Source organism: Methanolobus sp., assembly GCF_016278385.1.
Lineage (GTDB): Archaea > Halobacteriota > Methanosarcinia > Methanosarcinales > Methanosarcinaceae > Methanolobus.
Genome location: NZ_JADQBY010000010.1, coordinates 1 through 23,435, shown reverse-complemented (window position 1 = coordinate 23,435; position 23,435 = coordinate 1). Strand labels below are relative to the sequence as shown.

The 23,435-nt window shown below is 43.4% G+C and carries 33 protein-coding genes; 2 read left to right on the top strand and 31 right to left on the bottom strand.

Annotated elements, in window-relative coordinates; all coding sequences use genetic code 11:
* Window positions 1-42: 42 nt before the first annotated feature.
* The 18 genes from QZZ23_RS04795 to QZZ23_RS04710 form a co-directional block, all read right to left on the bottom strand.
* Window positions 43-465, bottom strand: a complete 423-nt coding sequence (locus tag QZZ23_RS04795) for a lectin MOA-related protein (RefSeq protein ID WP_292467317.1) — start codon at window positions 463-465, stop codon at window positions 43-45.
* Between the two features lie 7 nt (window positions 466-472).
* Window positions 473-1,348 carry a tail fiber protein gene (locus QZZ23_RS04790; protein WP_292467316.1) on the bottom strand — a complete coding sequence of 292 codons (876 nt, stop codon included), beginning with the start codon at window positions 1,346-1,348 and terminating at the stop codon, window positions 473-475.
* An 11-nt stretch (window positions 1,349-1,359) separates the two neighbouring features.
* The gene (locus QZZ23_RS04785) at window positions 1,360-1,716 is read right to left on the bottom strand and encodes a hypothetical protein (RefSeq protein WP_292467314.1); all 357 of its coding nucleotides are present in this window, start codon (window positions 1,714-1,716) and stop codon (window positions 1,360-1,362) included.
* Entirely contained in the window at window positions 1,716-3,185 is a 1,470-nt protein-coding gene (locus QZZ23_RS04780; protein ID WP_292467313.1) for a hypothetical protein, read from the bottom strand. The genes QZZ23_RS04785 and QZZ23_RS04780 overlap by 1 nt, the downstream gene beginning before the upstream one ends.
* A gap of 6 nt (window positions 3,186-3,191) precedes the next feature.
* Window positions 3,192-4,007, bottom strand: a complete 816-nt coding sequence (locus QZZ23_RS04775) for a hypothetical protein (RefSeq protein WP_292467311.1) — start codon at window positions 4,005-4,007, stop codon at window positions 3,192-3,194.
* Window positions 4,007-4,384, bottom strand: a complete 378-nt coding sequence (locus tag QZZ23_RS04770; RefSeq protein WP_292467309.1) for a hypothetical protein — start codon at window positions 4,382-4,384, stop codon at window positions 4,007-4,009. Before QZZ23_RS04770 ends, QZZ23_RS04775 begins: the two co-directional genes overlap by 1 nt.
* On the bottom strand, window positions 4,384-5,634 hold the full coding sequence (locus QZZ23_RS04765; protein WP_292467307.1) for a hypothetical protein: 1,251 nt from the start codon (window positions 5,632-5,634) through the stop codon (window positions 4,384-4,386). The genes QZZ23_RS04770 and QZZ23_RS04765 overlap by 1 nt, the downstream gene beginning before the upstream one ends.
* 72 nt (window positions 5,635-5,706) lie before the next feature.
* Window positions 5,707-6,234, bottom strand: coding sequence for a hypothetical protein (locus QZZ23_RS04760; protein ID WP_292467305.1), 528 nt, complete (start codon window positions 6,232-6,234; stop codon window positions 5,707-5,709).
* Window positions 6,231-6,728, bottom strand: coding sequence for a hypothetical protein (locus QZZ23_RS04755; protein ID WP_292467303.1), 498 nt, complete (start codon window positions 6,726-6,728; stop codon window positions 6,231-6,233). Before QZZ23_RS04755 ends, QZZ23_RS04760 begins: the two co-directional genes overlap by 4 nt.
* A 6-nt stretch (window positions 6,729-6,734) precedes the next feature.
* Window positions 6,735-7,010 carry a DUF2829 domain-containing protein gene (locus QZZ23_RS04750; RefSeq protein ID WP_292467301.1) on the bottom strand — a complete coding sequence of 92 codons (276 nt, stop codon included), beginning with the start codon at window positions 7,008-7,010 and terminating at the stop codon, window positions 6,735-6,737.
* Between the two features lie 3 nt (window positions 7,011-7,013).
* Window positions 7,014-7,424 (bottom strand): hypothetical protein, encoded by a 411-nt coding sequence (locus QZZ23_RS04745; protein ID WP_292467300.1) that lies wholly within the window; start codon window positions 7,422-7,424, stop codon window positions 7,014-7,016.
* 327 nt (window positions 7,425-7,751) lie between these two features.
* Entirely contained in the window at window positions 7,752-8,414 is a 663-nt protein-coding gene (locus QZZ23_RS04740) for a hypothetical protein (protein ID WP_292467298.1), read from the bottom strand.
* The gene (locus QZZ23_RS04735; protein WP_292467296.1) at window positions 8,415-8,639 is read right to left on the bottom strand and encodes a hypothetical protein; all 225 of its coding nucleotides are present in this window, start codon (window positions 8,637-8,639) and stop codon (window positions 8,415-8,417) included. It abuts the gene before it with no gap.
* A gap of 2 nt (window positions 8,640-8,641) precedes the next feature.
* A complete protein-coding gene (locus QZZ23_RS04730) occupies window positions 8,642-8,788 on the bottom strand; it encodes a hypothetical protein (RefSeq protein WP_292467294.1) in 147 nt (48 codons plus the stop codon).
* Between the two features lie 16 nt (window positions 8,789-8,804).
* Window positions 8,805-8,972, bottom strand: coding sequence for a hypothetical protein (locus QZZ23_RS04725; RefSeq protein WP_292467292.1), 168 nt, complete (start codon window positions 8,970-8,972; stop codon window positions 8,805-8,807).
* A 30-nt stretch (window positions 8,973-9,002) separates the two neighbouring features.
* On the bottom strand, window positions 9,003-9,224 hold the full coding sequence (locus tag QZZ23_RS04720; protein WP_292467290.1) for a hypothetical protein: 222 nt from the start codon (window positions 9,222-9,224) through the stop codon (window positions 9,003-9,005).
* Window positions 9,225-9,253: 29 nt separating this feature from the next.
* On the bottom strand, window positions 9,254-10,423 hold the full coding sequence (locus QZZ23_RS04715; protein ID WP_292467288.1) for a hypothetical protein: 1,170 nt from the start codon (window positions 10,421-10,423) through the stop codon (window positions 9,254-9,256).
* On the bottom strand, window positions 10,417-11,508 hold the full coding sequence (locus tag QZZ23_RS04710) for an HK97 family phage prohead protease (protein ID WP_292467286.1): 1,092 nt from the start codon (window positions 11,506-11,508) through the stop codon (window positions 10,417-10,419). Before QZZ23_RS04710 ends, QZZ23_RS04715 begins: the two co-directional genes overlap by 7 nt.
* Before the next feature lie 159 nt (window positions 11,509-11,667).
* Between QZZ23_RS04710 and QZZ23_RS04705 the strand changes: the two genes are divergently transcribed.
* Window positions 11,668-11,859, top strand: coding sequence for a hypothetical protein (locus tag QZZ23_RS04705; RefSeq protein WP_292467285.1), 192 nt, complete (start codon window positions 11,668-11,670; stop codon window positions 11,857-11,859).
* Between the two features lie 12 nt (window positions 11,860-11,871).
* A complete protein-coding gene (locus QZZ23_RS04700) occupies window positions 11,872-12,138 on the top strand; it encodes a type II toxin-antitoxin system RelE/ParE family toxin (protein WP_292467283.1) in 267 nt (88 codons plus the stop codon).
* Window positions 12,139-12,174: 36 nt separating this feature from the next.
* Here QZZ23_RS04700 and QZZ23_RS04695 read toward each other — a convergent pair whose 3' ends face one another.
* The 13 genes from QZZ23_RS04695 to QZZ23_RS04635 form a co-directional block, all read right to left on the bottom strand.
* Entirely contained in the window at window positions 12,175-12,621 is a 447-nt protein-coding gene (locus tag QZZ23_RS04695; protein WP_292467281.1) for a hypothetical protein, read from the bottom strand.
* Window positions 12,618-14,621, bottom strand: a complete 2,004-nt coding sequence (locus QZZ23_RS04690; protein ID WP_292467280.1) for a hypothetical protein — start codon at window positions 14,619-14,621, stop codon at window positions 12,618-12,620. The genes QZZ23_RS04695 and QZZ23_RS04690 overlap by 4 nt, the downstream gene beginning before the upstream one ends.
* 365 nt (window positions 14,622-14,986) lie before the next feature.
* Window positions 14,987-17,845 carry a right-handed parallel beta-helix repeat-containing protein gene (locus tag QZZ23_RS04685; protein ID WP_292467277.1) on the bottom strand — a complete coding sequence of 953 codons (2,859 nt, stop codon included), beginning with the start codon at window positions 17,843-17,845 and terminating at the stop codon, window positions 14,987-14,989.
* Between the two features lie 341 nt (window positions 17,846-18,186).
* Window positions 18,187-18,432 (bottom strand): hypothetical protein, encoded by a 246-nt coding sequence (locus tag QZZ23_RS04680; RefSeq protein ID WP_292467276.1) that lies wholly within the window; start codon window positions 18,430-18,432, stop codon window positions 18,187-18,189.
* A complete protein-coding gene (locus QZZ23_RS04675; RefSeq protein WP_292467274.1) occupies window positions 18,429-18,704 on the bottom strand; it encodes a hypothetical protein in 276 nt (91 codons plus the stop codon). Before QZZ23_RS04675 ends, QZZ23_RS04680 begins: the two co-directional genes overlap by 4 nt.
* 18 nt (window positions 18,705-18,722) lie before the next feature.
* Entirely contained in the window at window positions 18,723-20,126 is a 1,404-nt protein-coding gene (gene terL, locus QZZ23_RS04670; RefSeq protein WP_292467272.1) for a phage terminase large subunit, read from the bottom strand.
* A complete protein-coding gene (locus QZZ23_RS04665; RefSeq protein ID WP_292467270.1) occupies window positions 20,116-20,571 on the bottom strand; it encodes a hypothetical protein in 456 nt (151 codons plus the stop codon). The genes terL and QZZ23_RS04665 overlap by 11 nt, the downstream gene beginning before the upstream one ends.
* On the bottom strand, window positions 20,571-20,732 hold the full coding sequence (locus QZZ23_RS04660; RefSeq protein WP_292467268.1) for a hypothetical protein: 162 nt from the start codon (window positions 20,730-20,732) through the stop codon (window positions 20,571-20,573). The genes QZZ23_RS04665 and QZZ23_RS04660 overlap by 1 nt, the downstream gene beginning before the upstream one ends.
* Window positions 20,729-21,178, bottom strand: coding sequence for a hypothetical protein (locus tag QZZ23_RS04655; protein ID WP_292467266.1), 450 nt, complete (start codon window positions 21,176-21,178; stop codon window positions 20,729-20,731). The genes QZZ23_RS04660 and QZZ23_RS04655 overlap by 4 nt, the downstream gene beginning before the upstream one ends.
* A 193-nt stretch (window positions 21,179-21,371) precedes the next feature.
* Window positions 21,372-22,040, bottom strand: a complete 669-nt coding sequence (locus QZZ23_RS04650) for a hypothetical protein (RefSeq protein WP_292467264.1) — start codon at window positions 22,038-22,040, stop codon at window positions 21,372-21,374.
* Window positions 22,041-22,091: 51 nt separating this feature from the next.
* Window positions 22,092-22,907: a hypothetical protein gene (locus tag QZZ23_RS04645; protein ID WP_292467262.1), complete on the bottom strand. Its 816-nt coding sequence runs from the start codon at window positions 22,905-22,907 to the stop codon at window positions 22,092-22,094.
* Window positions 22,907-23,248 (bottom strand): hypothetical protein, encoded by a 342-nt coding sequence (locus tag QZZ23_RS04640; protein WP_292467260.1) that lies wholly within the window; start codon window positions 23,246-23,248, stop codon window positions 22,907-22,909. The genes QZZ23_RS04645 and QZZ23_RS04640 overlap by 1 nt, the downstream gene beginning before the upstream one ends.
* Window positions 23,245-23,435 (bottom strand): hypothetical protein (locus QZZ23_RS04635; RefSeq protein WP_292467258.1); only part of this gene is annotated, 191 nt, incomplete at its 5' end. The genes QZZ23_RS04635 and QZZ23_RS04640, both read right to left, overlap by 4 nt.

Below are 23,435 nucleotides of genomic sequence, written 5' to 3'. Positions count from 1 at the left end.
TTTGCTATTGTTGCTGCAGCAGCTATCACTGGGTTCAGGTAGTTACATAATTACAAATCTGATATCCCATTCATCCAGATCTGCAAAGATCTCATCAGTCTGTGGTTCAATTATCCGGACTTGCTGAGTGACATCGATTGCGATATTGAACGCATGGTATGTTCCGGATGGAGTGTATCCCCAGGCAATGCCAAATGCAAGATCAGAGTCCCATTTAGTAACATCACCCATGAGGATGAATGAAAAATCATCACAATCATGGGCTGTTTTTTTGTACTTTCTTAAACTGGTGAGATCCTTGCGGAGGAACTTCTGGAGCTGATCAACATCCACCATCTTATAGTTCTGGTCAGAAAATTTGGTATCCTGGACATCACTGAAGAGTTTGAGGACATCAGGCTTAGATATCCTTGCAGTTGATTTCTGTTGAGGAGTTGGTAGAAAATAACTTAATATTGATATCATCGCACCCTCATGTCTTGATAATGTAATTCACACCCAGATACGGCTGCATGTTGTTGTGAGCACCATCTCCACCAGTGGAACCAGACGAGGCATTACTGCCACTGCCACAATAATATGGGGCATTGGCAGATGAATCCGTATGACCTCCAGCTATTCCGTGCGTGTGAGCAGGCATCTCACCAATTGTAAGTGTATGTGTCTGTTCACCACCAGTATCGCCGAGAGAAGTTACACCTGAGCCACCGATGCCCACCGGGACATTACCATGCATATTCGGAAGATTGAACGTAGTTGAACCGTTTCCAACTCCATAAGCCGTCCCGATAGCAGAGAATAGATTTGCATATGTTGTCCTACTTACTGCAGAACCGTCACAAAGCAGATATCCTGCAGGAGCAGATGAACCACCAAAAGGGAATAGTACACCAGTTGGAACACCTGCACGAGGGCCAATGACTCTTTCTTCTTCGAATAATCTCATATCAGTGATATCTGCAGAAGTGATCTCTGTAACACCTGCCTGCACATAGATCTCAGCAAGAAGAATGGCATTGTTTCCTTCGAGATCATAATCGTTTGCATATGTTGTACTGCCTGCTGTCCCTGCAATCACAGACACGGTTCCGGATGAATTGACTACAACAATATCGTATCTGTCATATGTTGCATCAGCTGCAGATACTACCACGTTGGTTGCTGAAACTGTTACTTTCGTATTATTGATCCAAGCAGATCCTGCAGATACATCCACTGACATGTTATCAGTGCCTGACTTATCACTCACTGCACATCCGGATATAACACCCCACCCTCGTGCTTTGACTGCAAGATTGCAGAGGTACACCGGTTCGATTGGATCTCCTCTTGAGATGAATTTTGCCATTATTTTGCTCCTTATATGCTCTGTAAGGTTTGTCTGATTCGATACTTCACTGCGAATGATGATGTTTTATTGTAGGGTAAATGTGTGATTCTGATAACGAGATCTCCACCAGATGCAGCATTGAGCAGACCCAGTTCAGATATTGCATTACCATTTGCATCGGTACTGGCAAGTATCATCTTGTAGTCGATCACTCCTGCAGTGTCTGAGAGTTCCTTTGTGATCGCATTTCTCAATACTTCGCTTTCCATTGCAGTATCAGATGCCTGTTCACCGGTGGTTCCAGTGCCAACAGCCATGTGCGATGGTGGAGTGGGGGAATCTTCATTCAGAAATCCTCTTATCAAATTCAGTCCAACGTCTGTCATCATAGTATCACTGTCTCCGTGTAATATCTCCCAGTTTTCAGCTGTGTGCTACCAACTCCGGAATATCCTCTTCCACAGAATGAATTGGAAGGGTGGCCTGCAATGTATCCGTCATTGATGTTGACAGCTATAATTTCAATGATCGAATCTGAATGTTGTTCAGTTTCATAGAAATTCAAAAACTTTGATTGGAGAGCATTCTCATCTATTGAATCTGCCTCTGATACTCTCATAGCAAGGATCACTGACAACAGATAATCTTCAAGTTTCTTTGCGTACTGTGCAAGTGTCAGATATGCAATGCCTGTTACGATATCTCTTCTTATTTCAGTGACCAGAAACTGACCATCAGCAATGCTCTCGAAATTCTGCAGTGTGACAAGTTGTCCGGATTTCAAGGTTTCGTAACCAAGGACAGAGATATCTCCGGATTGTACAACCCATGCCTTTTCGTCAAGAGTTGACAGTGCTTCATTATATGCTGCAGTTTCTGACAGTATGGTTGTATCTATTATAGTGTCCTGTCTGACGACACCATAGTATTCCTGTGATTCCAGATCCTCTACCCGGATGGATACCTGGACACCATTGATGGTGGCACCATAAACATCCACACGGTTGACGATATCATAACCTGGTTTTGGGAAGGAGTATTCTATTACAGGATCTTCGTCCAGATCAATTATGAGTTCGGAGTCCGCATACTGTCGGGGTCTGTAATAGAAATCAAGTGTTTCATCGTGTCCAAATATGTACCCTTCAGAATCGGCTATTTCCTGAATAGCATCGTATGCAGTAATCCCCTTGTAAAGTTTGATGAACTTTAATGTAGATACCTGGATGCCTGTCCTGGTGACATTGGGACAATATTTTTCTGCTAGGTCATCGACAATATCAGATCCTAATTCTCCCACGGTAATTATAGCATTGTCAGCAACTGAATATGAATTTGATAGCACATCAACTGTTATTGAGGTGTTAAGAACAACTGCCATAATAGTTGCAGTCTCATCGTTATTGTCGTCCGATACCTTGACTCCATCATCTACTTCAAAACCGGTTGTATCTGCAACAGACAGAACCACGGAAGATCCTGCAGTAACATCACTTTCAATTGTCTGTTGGATCCCATAGGCTTCAATGATATATTCTCCCTGGAGATCTCCAATGAAATCAGCACCTTCGATCTCAACGATCCCATCAGATTCCTGTGGATCAATTGATTCCATCCTGCCGTTGAACAGAACATTTTCATCTGTTTGGATTTTGACAGTATCATACGTTTCGTAGGTGTCTGAAAGAGTATCGTCTGTATTCTCCAACTGCAGAGTGAAGGTTTTTGCAGCACCTCCCAGGGTATCAATGATTTCGCCAGTTGACCACCTGGTTGTAATAGCTCCAGCTAAAGTGATCGATTCTTTTTCTTCAACGGTTCCAAAGGTCCATGGGAAATTAGCAGGAAAATACATACTTGCTCAGGCCTTATATTTTAATCCGAAATAGGATATCCCTATAGTTCTGGCAGTAGTAACCGATGAATTGCCATATGTACCGATACCAGCATACATATTGCTTGTTGGAATATTGGTCGTCTCATACTGCTTAGCATTGTTAACGTAGAAGCAAATCTTGTCGATATTTGCGCTTCCTTCAATTCTACACAGCCTTACCTCAACTGTATCTCCAGCTTGAAGATTTCTTCCAACCGACAAACCAGTAAGTGCAACCGCTCCACCGTTGTAAGCACAATACCAGTTACCACTTGAATCACAGTAAAATATAGCTCTCTGTGCGGATTGGAGGCCACTGAAAGCAGACTGGAATCCGATAACCGTACTTCTTACTCCTCCTGCACCTGTGGCCAGAGCATCGATCCTGCAGATCACCGCCAAATAATTACTTGCAATACCAAACTGGGTTTGGTCAATTACACACCTTGCAGCTGCAGTTACTCCAGTAAGTGTACTCAAAGTCAGCACTCTTGAAGAATAAGAAACACTCCCATTCCCGTCAATTGGATACCAGGAATCAGGGTTGTAAGTACCATCCAAGAAGCCACCATAGAGATTGTACTCAATTAAACAAGCAGACATGTGCTCATCAACAAGTGTCTTACAAGGATTGTAGATCCCAGCAACACCATTAGTAACAGCTTGATTTCTATAATCAGCAATGTCGAATCCTACCTCAATTCCCTTGATGTATGCTACCATTGCATTATATTCATCTGCAGTAAGTTTGCCAGCTACAGTCGAACCGGTGTTTTCTACTTTTATGTCGTCCCATGCCATTATGATGCCCTCGTTATTTCCATTTCAACTTCAACGTACCTTAGCGAACCTTCTCCGGATTCCTCTGAACCTATCACCCTTCGCACAGCTACATTGAAGCTATCAGAACCTTTGACAAAAGTGAATGAACCGTTTGCAGCATTGGTCTCCTCTTTGACCATGTTGAACAGGGTATCGTACTGTGCATCCCGGTCTTTGAAGGTGGTATTGACAATGATTAAGTCCCTGGAACGTTTAACGGACTTTGCTATAGGAGTAGAGTTCCTGCCGGATGAAACGATTATAAGACCGTCCTCTTTGCTCAGTGTTCTTTTGAAAGATGCACCCGGGCTGAAGAAAACTTGATTCGCACCATCTGTGAGATACCAATCTACCATTATGCACCAAGCCTCCTGAGTTCAGCTGCTGAATACTTCCTCACGGATTCCCACACAGTACGGCCATCCAGTTTAACCTCTATCTTTTGATTGAGTTCAACTGGCTGCTGTGATGTTTTAGAGATTGTCTGCTGGGTCTGCTTTGTGGGAGTGATCGAGCCTGACAGTTTAGGTGTGAACATTTCCGGTCCGTTCTCTCCTACAAGATAAGAGAGACCATTCATGACAGGACCACCAAGTGCACGAGCTGAAACCGACTGATTCAAAGAAACTCTGCCATCTGAATCATACTGAGTCTTGTCTGTTCCACCACTTGAAGAGCTGGAGGAGCCAGAGAATACGCTTGATATCTTCGAGAGAACCTTATTCAAGTAAGTTGTCAGTGAATCAAGCTTTCCAACAACGTATTCATAAGCAGTTTTGAATGAATTGATTATGAAGTCTTTAATGGATGTGAACTTTTCAACAGTGGTATCGTAAAAATACCCCATTACCTGCAGATAGAACTTCCAGTATGCAAGCAGCACATCTTTGATAGTGCCAATTACCCACCTAATTACTCCTTTGACTTTCTCCCAGGTAGTCTTATTCTCATCCTGGAGGATATCCATGAGTGATGTCCAGCGTTCTTTTAACCAGGAGATGACTGAGTATGCAATGTCACGGATGCCCAGGAAGTTGGTCTGCCATGCTGTATAGAGAAGTGCAATTGCTAAAACAGCAGCACCGATGATAATAATAGCACCGCTTAGTGTGAGACCTATCGCTTCAAGCGCAGTGAGAACAGCTGGACCAACCAATATGACCCCAGCAAATGCAGCAGCCAAAGCGCCAACAACAATCACTCCGAGAGCAAGTCCGGCTATGAATGTTTTTGTGGTGGGTGAAAGTTCATTGAACCAGTCGGCAATTTTCCAGAGTATATTCTCAAGAGTCTCAAACACTGGTGCAAGCTCCTCACCAATTACCATGAAGATCTCCTCAAAAGCTAACTGAATACCTTTGAGTGCAGCCATCACAGAAGGAGAACTCTTTGCGATCAACCCGAATGCAATGGTTCCGGATGCTGCAACCAGGCTCAAAACAGAAGCCCAGCGTTTTCCCATCTTCTCAAGAGGAGGAACACTACGCTTGGCCTCATCACCGGCTTTCTTGGTGGATGTCTGCATACCTTCCATCTGTTTTCGGGCTTCTTTCGCTCCTTCGGCTTTGATCTGTACCAGAAGGGATCCGAGTACACCTAAGTTCATTTCATCCTCCGTGCTCGTTCACTCAATGATTCGTTCATGAATATCCAGTCTGCATTTGAGAGAGATCTCAACTCACTTGGTGGCCTTCGCAGGATCTCCACGATTTCGAGAAGTCTTTGCCCTTCGTCCATCCTTGCGAAACGATTTGATATCTTCTTCCATCTCGTCCTGCTGGGTGACGGTGTGTTTGACCAATTCAATGATTATCCGTGCAGCGATCACATCCGGAACCTGTCCGGATTTCCATACCTCAAAAGGAATCTTTGGTTCAACTGTCAGGTTCTCAAGAATCCTACACAGCCTGTCCTCTTCTTCCTCGGTTGTTTCCTCTCCCTTCTCGGCTGCCTGGCTGATTCTCATCAGATCCTTCATTGTCTTCTGTGGTGGGTTGGCTTTGACCTTGAGTATAGCTTCACCTGCTGAACTTGAGAATGGTATTTCGATCAGTTCGTGTTCAGTTACATCGAGCAAGTGCTGAAGGGCACTGGATACGACTGATTTTCTCTCGTTCTCGAACTGCTCTACATCCTGCTGGAGTTCTGCCTCGGTCTGTCTGTTCAGCTCATCAGCTTCTTGCGGAGTAAGATTATCCAGGCTCATGCTGTGACATATCCTGTGTACATCTTGTCTCCATATCCAGTCAGATCTACCTGGGAGTACTCTCCATCCGGAGCAGTCCAGGGAGCATTCTCCCAGTAGATGTTTGTGACTTTGACAGGATACTCTTCACCGTTCTTGCCAGTGACAGTTCCCCATATATCGAATAATGGAACAGTATTGCTGTCCGTGATCTCTGCCATTGTGTTCCCGGAAGAAGTAGCGCCGTCAATATCCTGATCAGCATTCTCAGTTCCAAGGATCTTCCCAATAACATTAGGATGGAACTTTGCGAACTTTGCATTGACAGATACTTTCACATTCTTCCTGGCAACATCTTCACGGAACACTGTGTCCTGTCCATACAGTTCGACATGCTCCCATTCGGTCTTTATTTCTACTCCTTTCAGGATACCAACAGTGAGAGTCACTGGGGATGTTTCTGCAGTCTTGTAGACAACTGTAAGAGTGTCTCCAAAAAACGATGTTTGTGCCATTTGTTATCACTCCTTATGCATTACCCAATTATCTGAGAACAGGTCCAGTTGTGAAGGTGTCCACGGTGCAATCATTCCCTGAGCATCTTTCATTGCAAGATATGGTCTGACTTTGACCAATGTGCCAGGTGAAACGTTGTGAGCAACAGAAGTGTTTGTGTTTGCAGGCACTCCCTCCTCGTATCCGGGCATTGTTGTGACATACATACCCTTCCCATTCCAGTTTTTGTTCGTTACTCGATACCCGTTTTTCAGGTATTCTAATGCTTTTGAAAAGTCCATATTCTAGAGTTCCTCCAGATCTTGATGAATAGCAACGTCAATCACTCGCCTGCTCAGACCTCTTGTCCTGTCGCTCAGGTCCTGATCTCTGACCATGTATAGTCTATCATACCCAACTGCAGGTGAGATGTATTTAGATTCGATAATACGCTTGACCTCGGTAACGTGCAGGTCAAAACGTGTCTTCAAAATAGAACGTATGTCAATTGATATGGTCCAGGAATGGTCAAAAGTCTTAATTCCGGAATGTGTGATAGGTCCTGCACCAGTGTTGTATGTCAGTATGAAATCGCCCTGTCTAACGTCAACGTTCCCGCGGTTAACGATAGTATCAATAATTGGTGTAACTCCGCCAGTGTTCGAACTGTTCCAGTTGTCACTTAGCAGAGCTGTGATTATATCGGCTTCTTTCATTACTGACTCACTAAAGACAAAAAGAAGCAGTTGGTTTGTTTAAAAACTTTACTGAAAAACAGTTGAAATAATCATAACCCGATTTTTGACTGTAAACTATGGAATAGAATGTTAAAAAAGAGACGTTTTTTTATGTGCCGGAAGGGGGGTGATGTTTTTGGGAGGTACCGGCACACGAATTGTTGGGCTTGTTTTTCCAACAATATCAAGTCGGATGTATTAATATATATATGCCATGTATATAATTATGCTTTTTGTGAACATGACACATACAAAACAGAACTAAAAGAAAAAGCAATCCAAGATATAGAGCAATTTCGTTCCTACTCATATACTGATGATCTCCCGGTGGTTATACAGGATCCTTTCAACATCCTTCTTCCAGGAATTGACCTTTGACATGATACCGTACTTGTCAACACCTTCAGGCAGCTGAATAACATAGTCGTCATTCTCTGCGATTTCAATTGCAACGAGCTTTGTGCATGCTTCTTCAATGTCTCCGGGGACAGAATCATCACCATAGCGATATGACACCCGGACTCCTTTTCCAAGAGTCCATGGTTTCTGGCCAGCCAGATACAAGACACCAAGATTATAGTCGAGCCAATAATCATCACCACGGCCTTCGGTGTAGCCGTTAGCATCAAGAACAAGATTATCCCATTCGTTGCCGTTCCAGATTTCTATCTTGTCAATGCCTGAAACAAGGGTGTTGATCTTCCTGTGCTTCAGGTGAATGGCAAACTGCCTCTGGTAGAGGTTGTAGCAATTGTGTGGAACGTCATAGTATTCATCCAGGACCTGCACAGCTCTCCAGGCGTGTCCCGTTTCCCTGTCAACTGTGTCTTCCATCCGATTGATTGTGCTCTCGACTTCTGCTAAAGTAGGGTCAGTATCAGTTGAGAACACCAGTCTTGCCTGCGTGGTCTGATCGATCAACCTCATCAAAGAAGCTACTTTTGCAGCGGTTGTGTAAGTGACTGCCATTCATTTTCCTCCTAAGAATGTGGATATAAACCATACAAAGAACGATGTCATAGATGCAATAACAACAGCCATGCCATGACGGATCCATTTCTCCTTTTTGAGATTCTCAACATCCCTGCATACATTGACGAGACATGAATTCATAGACTTCTGTCCGGATTTGATCTCACCGATGTCCTGCTTCATCTCGAGCAGCGTTTCCATTATGAGGTTGTCGTTTTGCATGATTATTTCTCCTTGAACTGACCACACCAGCTGTTGTATGGAACCAGAGGGAAACCGACTCCTGCAGTTGGTGGAGAATGCCTACAATGTCCCGTTGTTGCCGTTGTAGGCTGGTAATACCTGCAGTCATTGCATATCTCGTCAGACATCTTCATGCTCCAAAGATTATGAATTTGACTTCATGTCATAGCCTGCAAGCCCTGCAATGGCAGTAATACCCATTCCAATGGTACCGGTATCAATTCCATTTCCCTGGAAATAGGCTATAACTCCCATGGCAATCTCCAGGGCTATTACCCCAACGATTGCAATCTTTACTTCTGTGATCTCCATGTTTAGCCTCCGCTCAGTAACCGAATGCCATTATTCCTCATCGTTCTGCGTTGCTTTCTTGGCAGCCTTCACAACCTTTTCCTTTAGTCCAACAAACTCGAAATTGCTCCCGGGTGCTTTTGACAGGTTCTTGAAGAAGCACTCATCTTCTTTCTGTACCTTGGTGGATTCACCTGGTGAGAACATATACTCTGTACCGGATGGAGCAGAACGATAATTTAGTGGGTTTGGACCATTGTATGTAAAATCCATATTTACACCTCAAAAAAGAAGGACAGGACTTACTGGAAGTCCCTTCCTTTTGCCTGTGACTTGAACTTTGTACAGACGATCTCACCCATCATGTAGTGCAGACCCTCAGTTCCAATGAAGTCATTTGCGAATGGATCATTGGATTCGAGATACTGGATCGGTGAGAGAACACCCACATGTATGTTGTCAAGATCAAGGAGCATTATCCTTGAGATGGTGTCCTGGAGCACAGTGTTGTCCGGAATGATTGGAACTCCCTTGTAGGTAGCAACATCAAAACCAGCCTCTACACCTGAAACTGTCTGGATACCATTGACCGTCATCTGCACCTTTGTCTGGCCTATGAACCTCTGCTGTGCCTGGAGAAGCTGCTCGATACGTTCAAGGGTGTCATATCCTGTGATGATGGCTTTGTTGCTCACACCTGCATCTTTCCAGTATGGTCTGGTGTTTGTGAACAATGCATCAATATGAGTCAGTGCAAGGTCACGTGAACCGGATCCAAATGCCTGACCATTCACATATGCATCTGCCCAGGAAGCGCCTGCATCTCTGTCAAGGCCATATATGTCAAGATCACCCGCGTCAAGAACTCCGGAGTCGTCAACTTTTCCATATGCCAGTTCAGCATAGGATCCTACGATCCTGTCAAGTGAGTTTATGCCAGTTGTAGGCACTGTATCTGCAGTTGCAACGGCTGCTCTGTTGAGTCTGTTCTTGAACTCATCACCCATGTAGTCAACGAGATCTCCCCACTCAACTACATCATCCTTGCCTGCCAGGAGTGTCTCCATATCTGACTGGTTGAAGGTTGCTGCAGAAAGTGTTGGAGCAACAGGGACCTGCTTAAAAGATGGTTTGATGGTGTCCGGAAGTGCTCCGCTTTCAGTTATACCAGGCGAATCTGTTGAAGCTGGTGCAGTGACTGCACGATATCCGGATTTTTCCCATGGCTTGAAACCAAGCGCACCAAATGCATTGGCAGCTGTTACGACCTGTCTCCAGAGTTCACGTCCGTACAGGATGTTTCTGACACCATCTGTGTTTGTGAGTACTGGAGCGTCTGCCTTCTGCAGGGTTGCAGGGAGACCATAGACGAGCTTTTCCATGTCTTCAATAGTCTGAACCCAACCACGACTGATGGCCTTGGTCAGATATGCAGTCCTTGCTGTCCTCTGGGAATCGAGATCGTTTACCATGGTCTTTCCTCCTGTGTATCAATGATTGCAGAGATCTGCTTGTACCCCATGCCGGCAGTCTTTGAACTGTCCTCCAGCATGATCTGAGCCTGGGACTTTTTCAGTTCATTCTTCTTGAGTTCCGGACGAGGAGTGTCTGGTTCTTTACCCTTCATTCTCTTTGCAAGAGCCTTTTCGACAGCCTTCTCAACGATTGATCCAATGTCAGGTGCAGGTTCTGCAGATTTCTCATCCATTTCTTCCTCTTCTTCAGGATCCTCTTTCTTCTCCTCTTCTTCAGGTGGCTTGTCTTCCTTCTCGAGCTTCTTCTCTACTTCGGAAAGTCTGCCATCGATTCCCTTGAGCAAGGTAAGTATCTCATCGCTTTTTGCAACGGTCGATTCTACAGCAGGAGCACCGTCCGTGTCTGCTGCTTTCTGTGTTGGATTTGGTTTCGGTTCTTCTGCCATAGTATCACCTATGTGATCGTGATTTTTTGCAAGCACATTGACTTCCTCAATGCTTGCTTCCTGATTTGCTCCCACTTCGACCGGGGAGACTTCAAAAAGGTCCATGTTTTTTACAGCGTTCCAGCACGTTTTTGCACTGCACGCCTTGCCCTGGTCCAGCGGATCGGCACCAATAGAAAGGTCAGCGTACTCTTTACCGCACACTTTTTCCCACACGTTATCGTAAATTCTCTGACCTTTGAAAACAATGCCTTCGAGATACACGCCGGGTCTTTCCACACCATCGGAACACATCTTGTTGCGAAGTTCGTAGTTTATCCAGCTGCCTACCCTACGGTTGCTGTGCTGGTCCATCATGGATGCACCGGAAGCCATGAAGAAATCAAGAGCTTTCTGGAATGCTCCTATCTCCACCACATCGCCTTGTCTATCGACAAGTTCTACCGATGCCCAGCCTGCAAAATAACGTGCATTTTTCTTGAGCTGTGACCAGGCAACTTTCGCTGAACATGCATTATCACCATTGCACTCTCCTTCATATGTAGAATTGAAGATATCTCTCCACTTCGTTTGATCAGCTTCACTAAGCGAGTTTCTCACAGCTTCAGGGAGTTGGGAGTTTTCAGAGTAAGGCATCAAAAAACAAAAGAAGCAGTTGGTTTGCTTAAAAACTTAACGGAAGTGCTGTTTAGTTGCGGAGTTATATGCTGTTATAAGCTCTTATAAGTACTTATTAGCAAGTTATAAAAACATATAAATAGATATAACCTCTTATAACAAAATGGAGTTTTATTCATGACAAATGCAACAACAATACCAACCACAAAGGTGGTGAGAGACAGACTGAAAAGCTATGGTCAAAAAGGTGAGACATATAGTGATATTCTCATGCGCATGATGGATTCACTCGATAAAGAGGAGTTTATGGATCGTATGTACAGACGTTTGGAGGAAAAGGATCAGTTTGTTTCTCTCGATGAAATTTGATGAGAGATGGAAATGAACTACAGAGTAAGTATACACCCACACGCTGTGAAGTTTTTAAGGGCACAGGACAATGAAACGAAGGATCGACTTAAAGAAGGTCTCAGAAAACTCGAAAGCGAACCCTTAAGTCATGATGTCAAAAAGCTGAAGGGTACAAAAGGAAGACAGGATTTGTACCGATTACGTATTGGAGATTATAGAGCTGTCTTTTCTATCGAAGAAGACATTGTATACGTACTCGAAATAATACCACGCGAACATGGATACAAGTGGCTTTGATGCTTCTTGTACTCTAAACTATATATTTTTGATTTTTCATCTGAAATATTTCCAGATAATAGCCTTTGCTCTTGCCTGTACATCGTCGAATGCAGGGCGAAGGAAAGGGGAAGGGTCTGTTCCGTAATTGTATATCTTCCACCTGATTGAATTCGCAACCTTCTTAATTGCCGTCTTTGACCTGGAAGATATCCCGAACAAAGCTGCATTCCTTCTGACCCACCCAATAATAGGTTCTTCCGGAGGCATATGTGGTTCAGTGCCATACTCATTCCAGGTGGCTTCTGGAGAATCATAGATCACAGTCTTCTCCAGGAACTCCCTATCAACCCTACCACTCTTTTTGAGTGTAGCACGATCAACTGGAACAAGGTCCTGACTAATTGCAAAGACCTCATCTGCGACATCATCTAGGCCTGCATCAAGCTTTCCGAAGAAGTTGTCAATGGCTTTGGGGTCGGTGTCTACAACTACTCGGCTCATACTACCCTGACTATTGTGGATCTTTCATTGGGATGAGCAACAAAGTTTTTCCAGCCTGTCCAGCTTGGTCCCATTCCTCCTTGTGAGACGGGTCTGGTTGATTCTTCCATGTAGATCTCCTTCAACCGTTCAAGGGGAACAGCTCCTCCTTCAGAAGTTACCCGGGCAGCTATCCTCTTTGAAACTTCAGACATTCTATGGTCATTTGCTTCCGAGGTTCTGAACAAGAAGACTTCACCACGTTCTTCTTCCATTTTCTTCCAGCCAATTTCCCTGGCACGCATAGCAACTGCAGATGTCTCTGTCCTGGCTATCATCTCAGCTCTGGCAGAGTCGAATGAAGTCGCCTGGACAATTGCATCTCTGATTTTATCAAGTCCGAGTTCTCCAGTCTCAAATGCGGTCTTGATAATGCCATGTATAGCTTCCACGTCTTTCTCAGTTGCATCTTCGTAGAACTGGTATAGTGCACCCTCTGCAATTGCCTTCAATGCATCAGATGCAAAATCTTTGACCAGATAATCACCTGTGTCAATGTCAAATGATTTTGTAGCAGGCTCTCCTGTGTTTCTCTGAGGATCCTCTATTGTAGGAAAGAATCCTCCGGATGAACTGTGACGCTCTTCAGGTGAAGTAGCTTCTCCCGAGAATACAAACTCACCGTCTACATATTCAACATCAAATCCCATATCGTACATCCCACGTGCATTGGATATGTCTTTAGCAAGGCGTTCCTTCTCAGCCATTTCATCCTGTTCTTCGTTAGGGTTCAGCTGCAGGACATAATCAGTTATACCAAACTGGGTACAGAGCCATTCCAGCACCTTTTCATTGTAGATGGTCTGGCCATCTTCAACAGCTCGGTTGGTGACAGTCATCTGCAGACCTTCATTGTTCAATCCTCCGGAGGTAGAAGTATCTCCCTGGAAGATCAATGAGACACCGAACCGTGAGGATATCCTTTCACGGAGTTCTTTTTTGACCTCGAGCATGTCGAGGTTCGGATCCTGCATCAATTGAAGCATTGTTGCCTGTCCTTTGCTGTCGGTGTTGTATCCAATGAGGGGAATGTAGTAAGGATCATCCTGCAATTTGACCATTGTTTCATCCCAGAACTTTCGAAGACTGTCCGGGTTGTTTGTTGGGAACGTAGCAATTCCGGGAGCTCTTCCTCGCTCATAGAATGTCTTTGTTCTTTTCTCCAGATAATGATAAGCCATAATGTCATCGATCATCTTGAGGGCTGGAGGATATCCGTACAGAATTGAAGGATAGTATTTCGATGAATGCAATATCTCGTCTTTGAGGTAGTACTGCTTGTTTTCGGCAGAAGTGGTCTCGTAGTATGCCTGCTGCAGGAGAGCTCCACAGACAGGACATTTGAGTCCTGGTTCATGCTTCATCTTATCTCGATGAGTAGGACAGAGCCAGATATCACCGCCCATACGTCCGTCCTTCTTGACCATCTTCTTTATGTCACGTGGGTCAATTGAAAGGATCTCTTTGACATCTTCCAGGGCAATGTCACCAGCTCTGTCATAATCATAAGCTTTGACAAGGAGAAGATAGGCATTATCGGCAACGTTCAGGTTGAACTCAAAGTCTGAAAGGACTTCCTTTAGAGACTGTCCGTTGTAGTTGGCCTTTTCGATAAAGTATTCTTTTTTACGTACCTGTGAATAGTCCGGTTCATGGAAAGAAGCTGAGCCACATGTGCACTTTTCAATGTTCTCATCGTACTCGGCTCCACAATCTTTGCACTTCTTGACAAAACATGGTTTCCAGTAGAATCTATTCCTGAACATTTCCTGTTTGAGCTTGAGAACAGAATCCGAGAAGACAGAAACTTCCTGTTCCAGGTAGTAGGCCAGACCAAGAGAGGGAGCAATATTCCCACGTGCATATGATTCGTGGTGGCCAATACCTGGACGGTTGGAAGGGAGTTTTTTCATTATGTAATTGGCGAGCTTCTTATCGATGTACTGCTGGACACGTGACATAAAATGAAAAGAAGCAGTTGGTTTGCTTAAAAAGATTATGGAGCTTCCGATTAGTCAAGCAAATAGGAAATATTTTTCCGCACCTGCAACCGATGCGAGTAAAACTGAGATTGTATAAAAGGAAAATACGTATTTTGCAGTATGTCGTTGGAAGTTACAAAAGTGTTACTTAATATTAAAAAGCTCTTTAGTATCTTGGATGCCTGCCTTTACTGCTTCGTTATCATCTAATCCAGCGTCTTTATACATGATAGCTTTAAAAATAGGTAGTAAAATAACTCAGTTTGTGTTCATATCGATTTCCTTTATTTGGCAGTTTAGGTTAAGAAAAATAATAAATGGACATACTAAAAAAAGAGAGGACTTTAAAGCCCTCCTTCACCTTTCTGCTTATTTACAACTACGATTCCCAGAGCAAGCACAATTCCCACACCCAGGATCCAATAAAGATAACTTGACCCATTGTCATCTTCAACAGGTATTTCCTCTTCTTCTTCTTTTTCTACCGTTGTAGGGACTTCAGTAGTTACCTGTGATGTTTCTTCAACTACCTCTTCCACATCAGTGCCGAACAGTGCATACAATGAGAAATGATTGATATAGGCTGTTGCTCTGCCATTTTCCCAGTCAACGGTTGTCTCCAAAGCAACCCATCCGCCCTCGGGCGTGTAAGAGTAGATAGTCGGATTTCTGCCTTCATACTCTTTCGGATCGAAGTCTATTGTAATGAGGACTTCCTTGCTGAAGGTTGTTCCTGAAGGACCTAAGTCATAGTAGAGGCCTGAATCAAGGACCTCTGCAGGAGTATCTGCTGGCAAAGATGCCGGAGTAGTTATAATTATCTTGCTCACAGGGTTACCTGAAGTATCTGTTCCTGCTGTTCCCTTGTAAAGTGTCAGAGTGGTTTTTGCATCAGATGATTTGACAACAGTATCACCGATCAATTCTCCATCATTGTTTGTTAAAAGTGTGGTTGTTGTCCCCTGTGATAACACTCTTGTAGCTACAGAACCGCTACTTGAGCCTGAAGAACTACTTGAACCAGAAGAACTGCTGCTTGGAGTATCTTCAACGTAAAAGAGTCCAAACGTGCTAAACTCAGAGAGGTTTGCAGAGACATAATTACCTGTTGTATTAAGTGAGGTCTCATTTACTTCAGTCCAGTTGCTTCCACTTAACATATAGAGATCTACTGAGGATTCATCTGAACTGCTCATGTTGGAATCGTCATAGAAGAAGGCAACATTCAAATCCTCTGACCTGTTAATGGTTACATAGCCATTAACATTTGTTTTTCCGGAAAGAGCAGTAGCGTTTGTTTCAACTCCGGATATTCCTGTTTCAGATGAATCTGTGACAGTAGATATCTCTGTTGAAATATCGGTCAGTACAAGTTTGTCCACTATACAGTTGCTGGAAGATAATGCATAGAGAGCATAAATCCCGTTATCAATCGCCGTGTTTTCGGTTAAAGTATTGTTGTTTGATTCAGAAAGGACAATACCGTAATCATTGTAACTGGCATTATTGCTTGTCAGATGGTTGCTGATTGAGGAACCAAGGGTAATACCGTAAGTATTGTAACTGGCATTATTGCTTGTCAGTGTATTGTTGCTTGAACTAGAAAATAAAATACCGTAAGTATTGTCACTGGCATTATTGCTTGTCAATGTATTGTTGCTTGAACTATAAAGGAAAATAGCTAAAAAAGGGTGGTCATTGACATTATTGCTTGTCAGATTGTTGCTGATTGACTCATAAAGGTAAATACCGTAATTGCTATTGCCATTGGCATTATTGCTTATCAGATTGTTGCTGATTGAGAAATCAAGTTGAATACCATTATAATTGTCACTGGCATTATTGTTTACCAATGTATTGTTGCTTGAGGATTCAAGGTAAATACCCCGACCACTATTGTCATTGGCATTATTGCTTGTCAATGTATTGTAGTTGCATGAGGAAACAAGGGAAATACCCTGATTATTATTATTGTTTGCATTATTGCTTGTCAGATTGTTGCTGATTGAGGAACCAAGATAAATACCGTAATCATTGTAACTGGCATTATTGCTTGTCAGTGTATTGTAGTTGCTTGACTCATAAAGGTAAATACCCTGATTATTATTATTGTTTGCAATATTGCTTGTCAATGTATTGTTGCTTGAGGAATCAAGGTAAATACCCCGTTGACTATTGGTGATTGCAATATTGCTTGTCAATGTATTGTAGTTGCTTGAGGAATCAAGGTAAATACCGCGAGTATTGCCACTGGCATTATTGCTTGTCAGTGTATTGTTGCTTGAACTATAAAGGAAAATACCGTTATTATCATTGTCATTGGCATTATTGTTTGCCAATGCATTGTTGCTTGAGAACTCAAAGGAAATACCCTGATTATTATTATTGTTTGCATTATTGCTTGTCAGAGTATTGTTGCTTGAGGAAAAAAGGGAAATACCGATATTATTGTCACTGGCATTATTGCTTGTCAATGTATTGTAGTTGCTTGAGGAATCAAAGGAAATACCGGTATTATCATGGTCATTGGCATTATTGTTTGCCAATGTATTGTTGCTTGAACTATAAAGGTAAATACCGAAATAGGTATTGTTATTTGCATTATTGTTTGCCAATGTATTGTTGCTTGAGGACGAAAGGTAAATACCGGTATTATCATTGTAATTGACATTATTGTTTGTCAATGTATTGTAGTTGCTTGAGGACGAAAGGTAAATACCGCCATTATTGTCACTGGCATTATTGCTTGTCAGAGTATTGTTGCTTGAACTATAAAGGTAAATACCTATACTATTTCCAGTCAAGGTATTATTTGAAATCGTGCAGTACATTTGATTGTTTAGATAAATAGCCGCCTTGGGACTATCATCAGTCGCACCTGTAATATTGAATCCGCTTATTGTGACATTATCTACCTGCACATCAAATACATGATCGCTACTTGAGCTAGCCCGGATGGTCGTGTTCGCAGAGCCGTTCTGAGAGCGAATTGTGACTTCGGTGGCAACATTTATGTTCTCGGTGTAAGTACCATCATTCACAATAATGGTATCGCCGTTAGTTGCGTTTGCAAGTGCGGCAGTGATGGTTGAATTCCCAAGTCCCTCGCCGACTATGATATCGGCTGCTGAAACTGGCCCTGTACATGAAAGTAAAATGCAGACTAACGCTGCTAAAATAATATAGTATTTATTTGATGTCATTTTATCCACATTCGTGTAAATTATATCCATGCGTCATCGATTAAGAACGGAATTGTAATGATTGTCTAAATATCTTCAACTATCCTCTATAATTCTTACAGATTGTATACTTGAATACGATATCGATTTCATGAAAATTGGCTATAACTTAAGGCAGACATCTGGTGTGAAATCGATACTTTCAGGCAAGAATTCTCCTTAACTGGAGACCAATGAAGTAATATCAACTTTTATCTAGCATAATATGATACATCTCAAATATATTATAATACGATTATTATAGTATTAAAAGCTTCATGAAAAAGTGGTCATTTTCCTTTATTATGGGATATCGGTAAAGTTCATTCCTTCATACATTTTGACTTCTTCAAGCCCAATATCTCCCTCAAGTTCCCTCGTAGAATAGAGGATACCGTATAGAATTCACAGCCTGTTTCAATGCAGATCTGATTCATAGAGATCCCGTTTGCATACATGACCAGGATGGTGTGCTCAGATTCCGGAATCTCAACGTCTATGCGAATGTGAGTACGTTTTTCTTTTCCGTACTTCCTGCGTACTGTTCCGGATAAGGGTGTCTTCTTCATGCTCTCCAGTTCTCCTCACCAAGTGGTGTTGGTAATCCACATCGGTTGCAATTGAATACATACATCAGATGTCCATTGCCACATTTCGGACATATCCAGGGGAGTGGCATTATTTTCGTGACATCCACATCCTTTGGAACATCAAGAAGGCTTTGTTTTCCCATGTGTCGAACTCCATGCTTTGTGGAATGTGTATCGACCATCAGGTCGTCGAGTTGCTTTGCTTTTGGCCAGCGGAAGCCAGCGTCTACTTTTCGGCCATGCATTGTCATTTTGTGTTCTCTCCGTGTTCAAAAGTTGTAGTTTCCAATTCCACCGATTGATTTGTATTCGTCTCCTGTCATCACCAGCTGGACAGCATAGCTCAGCACATCGACCTGGTCGTCATGTGCTCCAGTAGGGAAACCCAGCAGTTCATTAATGAAATCATCCAGCCAGAAAGCGCCTTTCAAAAGGTACACTTTCCCAGCTTCCATTCTGGCAGCTGCAGGCAGAGCTCTGGTGACTTTGTCCTTGTCGGGTTTGAGTGCCTTGATAGGGAGACCTTCGTTGACAAGCATCTGGTAGAGGATCTTTCCCACGCCGGCATCTTCGACTCCCTGGAATGTAGGTGAATGTCTCTGAAACTCTGACTTAAACAGGTTGATCTGATCAGGACCCTCGAGTCTGGTCTTTATCAAGTCAAAAAGAATCAGATCGTTGTCCTTTGTCTGTGCCCACGTGCCAAGAACAAAAAAGTCAGCACTGCCCTTTGTACTCGCTGCAGGATCACATGTCTGGAAGATCCGGCAGTCTTCGTACATCACATGTTTGTCGGATCCATCATTCTGATAGAGAGAGAAAACACCATCTTTAAGTGAACAGTACTTCAGGTGTTGACTCTTGAAGATTGCACCTTCCAGCGGTTGGGGATGCTGCTGATAGAGGGCGTTAAACCAGTATGAACCCAGAGTACTCTTAATATCTTCAAGTGCCTGGACATTGTACCTCATTGGCGAGAGTGCTTCCCCACATTTTCTTCCAAGAGGATCTTCTTCCTCGGCAATTGCAGGAAGGGATATGACAGTCCACTTGTCAGGTTCTTCCTTGAGGAGACGGCCTGATAGATCATCCTCGTGCCATCTGGTCTGAATGATGATCACAGCTCCTCCGGGTTCAAGTCTTGTATACGCAGTAGACTTGTACCATTCTGCAGCCTTGTCCCTGAAAGTCTTTGAATTTGCTTCTTCTGCATTCTTTACCGGATCGTCAATTATGAGAAGGTGAGCTCCCTTGCCTGTGATGGGACCTCCGACACCAGCTGTGACCATTCCACCATCATGCCCTTCAATGTCCCATCGGTTCCTTGCAGAGGATGCACCGGAGACCGCCAGGCCGAACAGATGACCATTCTCATCCAGGATGTTTCTGGCCTTGTATCCCCAGGAAGCTGCAAAGTCTGCTTCGTATGATGTCAGCATTACTCTCTTGTCTGGATTGTGTCCCAGGAACCATGCAGAGAAATACTTCGATGTGAGTTCGGATTTGCCATGTCTCGGAGGCATGAAGATCATCAGATGTTTGGTCTCTCCATTGACCACTTTGATAAGGGCATCTGAGAGCATGAGCAAGTACTCGAATCCTATCCACTTGAACCGGCTGCAGTACTGGGCGAACAGTGCTGGCGTTACCGTATAGATCTGGTCACCTTCCATCTGCAGACTCCTGTTCGATGATTTTCTTTGACAGCCTTCTTGACAGCTCATTGGCCTGCTCAACTATCTCAGGGGAATTGATCACAGCCACAGCATTGTTGATAGTGACATCGACATCATGTTTGGTATGTCCCTGCAACTCGGATACGAATTTCAAATAATCCAGCTCAGTATTCTTGTCATCCGCAGCTTTATCTGATTTCGCATCAAGTGTTTTCAGAGCTTTCTTGAGTATCCCTGCCTTTGTTGCCCTCTCATCAAGCAGAACAAACTCATTCACTTTGTCCTTAAATTCGGGGAATAGGTTCCACCAGCTGACAGTATCTCTACGTACTCCACATTCTTTTGCAATGTCTCCGTGAGTCATCGTGGTTGTTGCTAACAGTTTCGCAGCTTTTAGTCTCCGTGAGTTCCAATTCCATTTCGTTGGTTTTTGTTGGGACACTATTTCCCTCCGGATGTTATCTTTGACAACTTCACGGTTTTTGCCTGGACAACTTTCATTACTTCACCGCAGGAATGACATTTAACCTGGTCAACCGGTTCGATGATATGAATAAGATCCTTGCAGTAGAGGCAATGTCGAGAAACTGGTTTGAATGTCATGCTTCCACCTCAGCCATTTTCCTGGCGAACCATTCCTTTGCTTCAGATGTGTTCTTGAATTGATACAGGTCAACAATACGTGGCCAGTTCATGTCGCCTTTTTTCCAGAGCTTGATAGTGCTATCCTTGAACTCTTCGAATCTTTCTACCCTCATAGTCTCAAGATATCCCTCTACAATGTCCTCTTTTTGTTCGGTTACCTTTTGTTCTATTTTCTGCTGCTTTTCAATCATCCTTACCGTCATCAGATTCTGCTCAAGTTCCATTAACTTCATCTTTGTCTGTGCAATCTCTTCTTCTATGAGTTTGGACGGAGCTATCTCAGACAGGCACGCATTAAGACCCTCCTCGAGAATATCGGAGAATGTTTTACCGTGGATTATCTTTAATGATTCAAACAATATTTTTTTCTCATGATCAACATTCAAATGAATATGAACTTTCATTTTTTCACCGGGATATAGTGCGGATTTTATCCTGTTCGCCTATGCGTATACTATGCGTACGCATACTATATGCGTAAAAATAGTATCCACTATTTTTAAAAGGCGAACGTTCGCTGCATACTGGTATTTCTTGGGGGTTTGGGGGTTTTTAGTATGCGTATGGTGTACGCATACGCGCATCAATTTACAATGTTTACACCTCTATACATTCGGAGTGAGTGAGTTCATCAGAAAGTTGTTCGAAGTACTTCTGCTTGTCAAACGTTTGTTTGTCAAAATCAGTTTTAAAAGTACTTTTTATCGTATCCGTTTTAAGAGGCACAGCAGCATCTAGCATCTGTACCTCGGTTGCAATTGAAGCAAGCTCATTATCAGAGAGGGTGGCACAGGAGATCGCATCATCCCATGGTTCAAAGATCACTTCTTCATCACAGCTGGTGTATTCAGACATGTAAGGATCTTCAGCACACATCTGGAAGAATCGGTCAAAATTAGTAATGCGTCTCTTTGTAGACGCATCATAAACACAGAGTTCTATTCTTCCAGGACCTGCAAATATAAAATATGGGTTTTCCAACACTTTCAGGAATCGTAAAGCCTTCTTATAATTCTTGTCCGGTTTGCTTGTGGGAGATCCAGGATTGTAATCAGATATCCATCCATTTTGCTCAAGGATAGAGCATACACTGTCGTGTACATAGAATCTTATCTTCTTCTGGATCTTCATCATTCCCAAGAGTGCTATGTATGACTCTTTCAGAGCTGCATTCTTCGGGTACACGAACTGCTCCTTGAAAACATCTCTATTTAGAGAACAGTTGGATTCTTCAGGGGTCAGTTCACTCACCATCTCTCTCTTCATTACGAGGGTGCTCTCTATTCCACACTTCAATGAATCTGGTCCAGCAGCACATCAGGCCACCTCCGGAAGCTTAACATCTTCCTTGTGAACTGCCTTACAGAACTGATTCAGAGCACTTGCTTTCTGGATACGGTTATTTTCATTTTCTATCATTGAGTCAATTTGTTTCATCCAGTCTGACATAGGTGAATCGACAATGCTCCATATCACTTCGAAATTGTATGCATTGCAGTCATTGCCCTTGTATTGGAGGTGGACTATGTCTCCTTCGATACGGTATGATACTGTTTTGGACTCGGGGACAGGAGTGTATTCAGGTTCATGTTGCTTGGATTCCCTGGCTCTTTTGATTGTCTCCCCAATGTCAATGAATGATTCACTGCATTCCATGCACATTCCATCTTTCAAACACTTCTTCTCAATTGGATAAATCATGCCGCATTCAGGACAGTGGAATTGTTCTTCGTCTGGTTGAGTTCCGGAAGGATTACTTTTCTCCAGACAACTCCTGCAGTGAAATGCATAATCGATATACTTCACTTCATGGCCGGCAAACAGTCCGCTACAATCAGCACATTGTATTCTTTCAATAACCATCTCCTCGTTCTCGATAGACTCTTCGATATCTTTCTGGACTTCTTCGGGGGAAGGTATTGCTGGCTGCTCAATACCTTCCACTCTACGTGGTATTCTCACAACTTCTACTTTGGATTCAATGACTATAGGTTTCTTACATGCTCGGCAGCCTTGCATGTCGTAGTCTATATTTCCAGGCACAAGTGCCGGGAATTTAGGTGATTGGTTGATACATCCACAGTATGGACAAGCGATACCGTCTGCAGGATATGTGGATATCTCAGAGCTCATCAGTTCTCACCCGCCTGCACAGCTGCAGCCTGTCTTCTCCTCTCAAGCGCATCTTCGTACTCATCCAATCTACTCTGATTGGCGTCTATCGGGTGTATGTGCCACCTGCTCAGCTTGTCCTCATCAACAACAGCTGCAATCTTGAGCTTGATCTTCGCAGATTCGAGGAGATGCCTGACAAGTTCATCCTGGTCTGGTACTTCGATGTATTGTCCTTGCTGCCTAAGTGCACCATTGTAGTCGTTCACGAGACCTATGACATGTTCCTTGGTGAGTTCCATAATAGGTTTGCTTACCTTTTCCGGAAGCTCGGATATCAGGAGAGTTCTGTCAAGATTCACGCCTTCACCTCCACACCACTTGCAGTGATCTCAATGTCTGCAATCCTGGTCTTCTGGCCAACTGACCTGCTCCGGAAGGCTATCACTTTGCTCTTTGTCAGAGTTGGAGTTCTCTGGGTGAATTCTGTTTTCCAGATCTCTTTTGCTGCGAATTGGCTCTTGTCACCAAATGGCCTAAGAACATGAT

Bases quoted from the DNA above. Each gene is read 5' to 3' on its own strand.
- QZZ23_RS04655 (WP_292467266.1), bottom strand. From the start codon at position 21,178: ATGAAAGTTCATATTCATTTGAATGTTGATCATGAGAAAAAAATATTG.
- QZZ23_RS04785 (WP_292467314.1), bottom strand. From the start codon at position 1,716: ATGACAGACGTTGGACTGAATTTGATAAGAGGATTTCTGAATGAAGAT.
- QZZ23_RS04770 (WP_292467309.1), bottom strand. From the start codon at position 4,384: ATGGTAGATTGGTATCTCACAGATGGTGCGAATCAAGTTTTCTTCAGC.
- QZZ23_RS04690 (WP_292467280.1), bottom strand. From the start codon at position 14,621: ATGTCACGTGTCCAGCAGTACATCGATAAGAAGCTCGCCAATTACATA.
- QZZ23_RS04725 (WP_292467292.1), bottom strand. From the start codon at position 8,972: ATGGAGATCACAGAAGTAAAGATTGCAATCGTTGGGGTAATAGCCCTG.
- QZZ23_RS04680 (WP_292467276.1), bottom strand. From the start codon at position 18,432: ATGAAGAAGACACCCTTATCCGGAACAGTACGCAGGAAGTACGGAAAA.
- QZZ23_RS04730 (WP_292467294.1), bottom strand. From the start codon at position 8,788: ATGTCTGACGAGATATGCAATGACTGCAGGTATTACCAGCCTACAACG.
- QZZ23_RS04720 (WP_292467290.1), bottom strand. From the start codon at position 9,224: ATGGATTTTACATACAATGGTCCAAACCCACTAAATTATCGTTCTGCT.
- QZZ23_RS04715 (WP_292467288.1), bottom strand. From the start codon at position 10,423: ATGGTAAACGATCTCGATTCCCAGAGGACAGCAAGGACTGCATATCTG.
- QZZ23_RS04775 (WP_292467311.1), bottom strand. From the start codon at position 4,007: ATGGCATGGGACGACATAAAAGTAGAAAACACCGGTTCGACTGTAGCT.
- QZZ23_RS04755 (WP_292467303.1), bottom strand. From the start codon at position 6,728: ATGGCACAAACATCGTTTTTTGGAGACACTCTTACAGTTGTCTACAAG.
- terL (WP_292467272.1), bottom strand. From the start codon at position 20,126: ATGGAAGGTGACCAGATCTATACGGTAACGCCAGCACTGTTCGCCCAG.
- QZZ23_RS04710 (WP_292467286.1), bottom strand. From the start codon at position 11,508: ATGCCTTACTCTGAAAACTCCCAACTCCCTGAAGCTGTGAGAAACTCG.
- QZZ23_RS04780 (WP_292467313.1), bottom strand. From the start codon at position 3,185: ATGTATTTTCCTGCTAATTTCCCATGGACCTTTGGAACCGTTGAAGAA.
- QZZ23_RS04685 (WP_292467277.1), bottom strand. From the start codon at position 17,845: ATGACATCAAATAAATACTATATTATTTTAGCAGCGTTAGTCTGCATT.
- QZZ23_RS04695 (WP_292467281.1), bottom strand. From the start codon at position 12,621: ATGAGCCGAGTAGTTGTAGACACCGACCCCAAAGCCATTGACAACTTC.
- QZZ23_RS04700 (WP_292467283.1), top strand. From the start codon at position 11,872: ATGAACTACAGAGTAAGTATACACCCACACGCTGTGAAGTTTTTAAGG.
- QZZ23_RS04705 (WP_292467285.1), top strand. From the start codon at position 11,668: ATGACAAATGCAACAACAATACCAACCACAAAGGTGGTGAGAGACAGA.
- QZZ23_RS04750 (WP_292467301.1), bottom strand. From the start codon at position 7,010: ATGGACTTTTCAAAAGCATTAGAATACCTGAAAAACGGGTATCGAGTA.
- QZZ23_RS04675 (WP_292467274.1), bottom strand. From the start codon at position 18,704: ATGACAATGCATGGCCGAAAAGTAGACGCTGGCTTCCGCTGGCCAAAA.
- QZZ23_RS04740 (WP_292467298.1), bottom strand. From the start codon at position 8,414: ATGGCAGTCACTTACACAACCGCTGCAAAAGTAGCTTCTTTGATGAGG.
- QZZ23_RS04790 (WP_292467316.1), bottom strand. From the start codon at position 1,348: ATGGCAAAATTCATCTCAAGAGGAGATCCAATCGAACCGGTGTACCTC.
- QZZ23_RS04745 (WP_292467300.1), bottom strand. From the start codon at position 7,424: ATGAAAGAAGCCGATATAATCACAGCTCTGCTAAGTGACAACTGGAAC.
- QZZ23_RS04765 (WP_292467307.1), bottom strand. From the start codon at position 5,634: ATGAACTTAGGTGTACTCGGATCCCTTCTGGTACAGATCAAAGCCGAA.
- QZZ23_RS04645 (WP_292467262.1), bottom strand. From the start codon at position 22,907: ATGAGCTCTGAGATATCCACATATCCTGCAGACGGTATCGCTTGTCCA.
- QZZ23_RS04660 (WP_292467268.1), bottom strand. From the start codon at position 20,732: ATGACATTCAAACCAGTTTCTCGACATTGCCTCTACTGCAAGGATCTT.
- QZZ23_RS04650 (WP_292467264.1), bottom strand. From the start codon at position 22,040: ATGAAGAGAGAGATGGTGAGTGAACTGACCCCTGAAGAATCCAACTGT.
- QZZ23_RS04795 (WP_292467317.1), bottom strand. From the start codon at position 465: ATGATATCAATATTAAGTTATTTTCTACCAACTCCTCAACAGAAATCA.
- QZZ23_RS04735 (WP_292467296.1), bottom strand. From the start codon at position 8,639: ATGCAAAACGACAACCTCATAATGGAAACGCTGCTCGAGATGAAGCAG.
- QZZ23_RS04760 (WP_292467305.1), bottom strand. From the start codon at position 6,234: ATGAGCCTGGATAATCTTACTCCGCAAGAAGCTGATGAGCTGAACAGA.